5 protein-coding genes and 1 pseudogene are annotated in these 4,922 nt (G+C 76.6%); 3 read left to right on the top strand and 3 right to left on the bottom strand.

Annotated elements, in window-relative coordinates:
- Positions 1-105 precede the first annotated feature (105 nt).
- Positions 106-924: a class I SAM-dependent methyltransferase gene (locus tag ACFWWQ_RS29510; RefSeq protein ID WP_384602313.1), complete on the top strand. Its 819-nt coding sequence runs from the start codon at positions 106-108 to the stop codon at positions 922-924.
- A gap of 226 nt (positions 925-1,150) precedes the next feature.
- Here ACFWWQ_RS29510 and ACFWWQ_RS29505 read toward each other — a convergent pair.
- Positions 1,151-1,306, bottom strand: a pseudogene (locus tag ACFWWQ_RS29505) (transcriptional regulator); the annotation flags it as partial.
- 250 nt (positions 1,307-1,556) lie between these two features.
- On the opposite strand from ACFWWQ_RS29505, the gene ACFWWQ_RS29500 reads away from it, so the two are divergent.
- Entirely contained in the window at positions 1,557-2,564 is a 1,008-nt protein-coding gene (locus tag ACFWWQ_RS29500; protein WP_384602311.1) for an aldo/keto reductase, read from the top strand.
- A gap of 225 nt (positions 2,565-2,789) precedes the next feature.
- Entirely contained in the window at positions 2,790-3,383 is a 594-nt protein-coding gene (locus tag ACFWWQ_RS29495; protein ID WP_384602309.1) for an RICIN domain-containing protein, read from the top strand.
- Positions 3,384-3,591: 208 nt separating this feature from the next.
- Here the strand turns inward: ACFWWQ_RS29495 and ACFWWQ_RS29490 are convergent, their stop codons facing one another.
- Positions 3,592-4,041, bottom strand: coding sequence for an NUDIX hydrolase (locus tag ACFWWQ_RS29490; protein WP_384602315.1), 450 nt, complete (start codon positions 4,039-4,041; stop codon positions 3,592-3,594).
- A gap of 53 nt (positions 4,042-4,094) precedes the next feature.
- On the bottom strand, positions 4,095-4,922 hold an 828-nt coding region (locus tag ACFWWQ_RS29485), incomplete at its 5' end, for a CHAD domain-containing protein (protein ID WP_384602308.1).

Here is a 4,922-nt window from a genome sequence, read left to right as displayed (position 1 = left end):
CACGACGTGCACACAGTCCGCAAAACAGCTGCCAAACCGAAAACGACGAAGTCCACGACTCCTCGCCCACGCCGCACAGGTTAAAGATCAAGTTAGGCTCGTCGTATGCCCCGCCGCTCCACCGTCCCCGCGTCCGCCCGTCCTGTCGGCAACGCCACCCGGGGCACGACCACCCCGAACCGGCTGCGCCGGATGGACCGCTGGATCGCCGCCGAGCACGGGGCGGCGCTGCGGCGCAGCGGGGATCCGGTCGCCGTGGATCTCGGGTACGGGGCGGCGCCCTGGACAGCGCTGGAGCTGCTGACGCGGCTGCGGACGGCACGGCCGGACGCGCGGGTGGTCGGGGTGGAGATAGATCCGGAGCGGGTGGCGGCGGCCCGGCCGTTCGAGCGGTCCGGGCTGGAGTTCCGGCACGGCGGCTTCGAGGTGCCGCTGCCCGGCGCCCCGGGGCGGGCGCCGGTGCTGATACGGGCGGCGAATGTGCTGCGGCAGTACGACGAGGACGAGGTCGCGGCGGTCTGGCGGCGGCTCTGCGCGCGGCTGGCGCCGGACGGGCTGCTGGTCGAGGGCACCTGCGATGAGATCGGGCGCCGTCATGTGTGGGTGGCGCTGGGCCCGGAGGGGCCGCGCACGGTGACCTTCGCGGCCCGGCTCGCCTCCCTGGACACCCCGTCCGACCTGGCCGAACGGCTACCGAAGGCGTTGATCCACCGCAATGTGCCGGGCGAGCCGGTGCACGCCTTCCTCCGCGATTTCGACCGTGCCTGGGCGGCGGCGGCACCACTCGGCGCGCTCGGCGCCCGGCAGCGCTGGCTGGCCGCCACCCGCGCGCTCGCCGCCGACTGGCCGCTGACCGGCGACCCGCGCCGCCGCCGTCAGGGCGAGATCACGGTGCGGTGGGAGGCGGTGGCGCCTCGGGGGTGAGGGGGCGGCAGCGGGCCCGGCGGCAGGGCCGAACCCGACGCCCGACGCGGCCCGACGCCCGGTCCCCCGGACCTGCGCCCCGGCCCCCCGGCCGCATGCCCGACCCCCTGCCCCCAGCCCATGGCCCCTGCGCCGCGCCCGGCCTCCCGGCTCCGGCGACCGGCCCCCTTACGCCGCCGGGGCCCGCTCCCCCGCCACCCGCCGGGCCAGCTCCCGCAGCCGGGTTGTCGACGCTGATACCAGCGAGCCGGGCGACCTCCTCGCGGCGCAGGCCACGCACCCGGCGGCGGTGCAGCCCGCCGGGGAGGCCGAGGGCGTCCGGATCGAGCGCCGCGCGGCGGGCCTTGAGGAACGAGCTGATCTCGGCTTCGGCAGACGGCATCCGCCCCGTATGCGGCGGGGTCCGCTCGGGTGGTTCTGCCGGACCCAGGTTGCGGCGGGCCTGGTGGTGCGGGCGCGCGGGCCGCAGGCTGAGGTCACCGCGCCGCCGGGCCCGTAGGGAGCGGCGGGCGGCATCGTCCGCCGTGGACACGGCACCCACAGTCATGTCGTGCGGCGTCGTCCGCCGTGGACAAGGCACCCACAGCCGTGAACGCGGCACCCACCCGCACTCTCCGCAGGAGGAGCAGCAGATGAAGCGCAGGACGCTCGGCGGCACCGGAATCTCCGTGAGCGAGTTCGCGCTGGGCGCGATGATGCTCAGCCCCCTGGGCAACACCGCCCCCGACGAGAGCGTGCGGGCCATCCACCGGGCGCTGGACGCCGGGATCAACTTCGTGGACACCGCCGACATGTACGCGGCGGGCGAGTCGGAGAAGATCGTCGGCCGGGCGCTCAAGGACCGCCGCGACGACGTGGTGCTGGCGACGAAGTTCTTCCACCCCATGGGCGACGACCCCAACCAGCGCGGCGGGTCCCGGCGTTGGATCGTCCGCGCGGTCGAGGACAGCCTGCGGCGGCTGGGCACCGACCGCATCGACCTCTACCAGATGCACCGCCCGGACCCGGCCACCGACCTGGACGAGACGCTCGGCGCGTTGTCGGACCTCGTACGGGCGGGAAAGGTGCTGGCGGTGGGGAGTTCGACGTTCCCCGCCGAGCAGATCGTCGAGGCGCAGTGGGTGTCGGAGCGGCGCGGCCACGTCCGCTTCCGCACCGAGCAGCCGCCGTACTCGCTCCTGTCCCGGGGCGTGGAGGCGGCGGTGCTGCCGACCGCGCAGCGGTCCGGCATGGGCGTGCTGACCTGGGGTCCGCTGAGCGCCGGATGGCTGTCCGGGCGGGATCTGTCGGTCAGTTCGCGGGCGTCGCTGGAGACGCAGAAGTTCGACCTGTCGCTGCCGGGGAACGCCCGCAAGGCGGAGGCGGTGGCGGAGTTGAAGCAGCTGGCGGCGGAGGCGGGGCTGTCGCTGCCGCATCTGGCGACGGCGTTCGTCCTCGCCCATCCGGCGGTGACGTCCGTGATCATCGGGCCGCGCACCGTCGACCAGCTGAACGGCCTGCTGGAGGGCGCGGACGTGACGCTGAGCGCGGATCTCCTCGACCGCATCGACGCCATCGTCCCGCCGGGCATCGACCTCAACCCCACCGACAACTACTACGTGCCCCCGGCGCTGGCGGACGCGTCACTACGGCGGCGGTGACGCGCCCGGCTCCGATCCGGGCGGCGAACGTACACGGGCGGGCCTTTCGAATTCCACCGCCGGAATTCGAACCCCTTTCACCCGACCGGCCCGCCGTCACGGCTCCACCCGCCCCCGGCGGAGGAATTCCGCACTAGATTTGGCGGGCGTCCGAATTCCGGGAATTGCCGGAGGAGAATTACGGGCGCACCGTGAATCCGCGAATTCCGCACCCGGGAGAGAACGTTGACCCTGCCGTCCCGACCGCGCCCCGACCGCCCGTCCGCCGCCGCCCGGCGTCCGGCGTCCCGGCCCCGCGCGTCCCGTCGTACCGTCCGCGCCGCCGCCCTCGGAGCGGTCGCCGTGCTGGCCGCCGCCGTGCCCGGTGTCGGCGCCGCGGCCACCCCTCCGGCACCCACCGCCCCGGTCGCCGATGGCGTCTACACGCTCGGCCAGCGCGGCCAGTTGGTGACGCAGCAGGTCACGGACCCGGACGCGCACGCCACGCTGGTGCCGCCCGCGGCGCGGCCGGACGCGCAGCGGTGGGACATCCGCTGCGACGACGGCGGCGACTGCACGCTCCGCAATGTGCGCAGCGGCGCGTTCCTCGGCCACCGCGGCGGGCCGGGTGCCCACCAGCCGGTGGCGGCGCGGACGGCGCCGATGGCCTGGCGCCTCGCCCCGGCGGGCGCGCCCGGCACCTACCGGCTGCTCTCCGCCAAGGACCCGAATTACGCGCTGGACATCTCGCCGCTGCTTATTTATCCGCCCCGGCTGGACCTGAACAAGGCCAACGGGAACAGCAGCCAGGTGTGGGAGATCCGGCCGGCGCATTCCTGAGCCGGAGGCCGGGCGTTCCCGGTCCGGATACCGAGCGGGCGATCCGGATACCGAGCGGGCGCGGCCCGAGTGGCCGTACCCGTCCACGTACGCGCATACGGAGACGCCCGGCGGAGCCGCGCCCGCCCGTGTGCGGGTACGCCCGCCCAGTACGAGGCCGGGGCGCATGCCCGCGCTCAGGGGCGCACGCCCCAGGGACGCACGCCCCTCACCTCACCCCCCGCAACGCCTCCAGCAACGCGTCCACCAATCCCCGGTCACGCTCCTGCGTCGCCCGCGCCCGGGCCGCCTCCGGGGCCAGCCACAGCAGCCGGTCGACCTCGCGGTTGGGGGTGAAGTCGCCGCCGGTGGCCTCGGCGGCCCAGTAGCGGACCTCCTTGGGGCGGCCTTCGGCGACGTAGCGGACGGTGGGCAGCTGGGGGCCGAGGGCGCAGGTCATGCCGGTCTCCTCGACGGTTTCGCGGACCGCCGCCGCCCGGAAGCTCTCGCCCCGCTTCAGCTTGCCCTTGGGGTGCGACCAGTCGCCGTACTTGGGCCGCCCGACGAGCGCGATCTCCAGCCCGTCGCCGTACCCGGCCGGACGCCACAGGACGCAGCCCGCGGCCCGGATCGGACGTACCCCCGGGGCGGCGGGCGTCCCCTCGCTCACCGTCGTCATCTCGTCGCTCCTCCTGCCGGTCACGGGCTTCCTCGGGACGTCGTGCGCGGGCGTCAGCTCCAGCAGCTCTCGGGCGCGGGCCCGGGGAGCCAGAGGCGGCTGAAGGTGTGGCGGGCCGCGGCCACCTCGTGGCGCTGGTCGGCGTGGAGGACGCCGAGGGCGTACGCGGTGGCCGGGGCGATGCGGGGCGTGCGGGCGGCGGACGCCGCGGCGGACGCGGCCTCGGCGGCGTCGCGGTGGCGGCCCAGCGCCCGCCCGGCCTCCGTCAGCCGCGGGTCGGCGCGCCCCGGTGCCACGACCTCCTGGGCGTAGCGGCTGAGCCGGACCAGCGTCCGTACCTGGTGCCAGGGGGTGTCCTGGCGGTGCCCGGCGGAGAGCGCGTCGGCCTGGTGGGCGTGCCCGGCGCGGACCGGCGGCAGCGCGGCGACGGCCTCGGCGAGGCGGCGGTGGGCGTTCTCGGCGAGCGGGTGGAGCGCCCCGGCGGCCGGCGCGGTGCCCGCCGCACCGGCCGGCGGCACCTCGGACGCCAGGACCGCGACGGCGTCGGCGAGCGCGTGGAAGCGGGCGGAGCCCAGCGCCTGGAGGGCGGCGGAGTGGGCGCGGCTGCGGGCGAGGGTGAGCTGCCGGTCGAGGAGGGCGGCGGCGCGGGCGGCGCCCGCCGACAGCAGCCCGTCGGCGTCCGGCTCGCCCGCCGACGGCTCCGCCCCGGGCCCGTCGGCGGTGCGTCCGCGCGCCGGTCCGGCTCCCCGGGCGGCGGCCGTGCGGTCGCCGCCGCCCCCGGGGGGGGGTGGGGCGGGCGGGGGGCGGGCGCTGGGGCCGGGGTTGGTCGTTAAGGCGGGGCGCAGGCCGGGGCGGCCGTGGGCGTGGGGGTGCCGTCGAGC

Source organism: Streptomyces sp. NPDC059080 (assembly GCF_042739975.1).
Taxonomy (GTDB): Bacteria; Actinomycetota; Actinomycetes; order Streptomycetales; family Streptomycetaceae; genus Streptomyces; species Streptomyces benahoarensis.
Note: the sequence above shows the minus strand (reverse complement) of the source record. Positions and strands in the feature narration are given on the sequence as shown.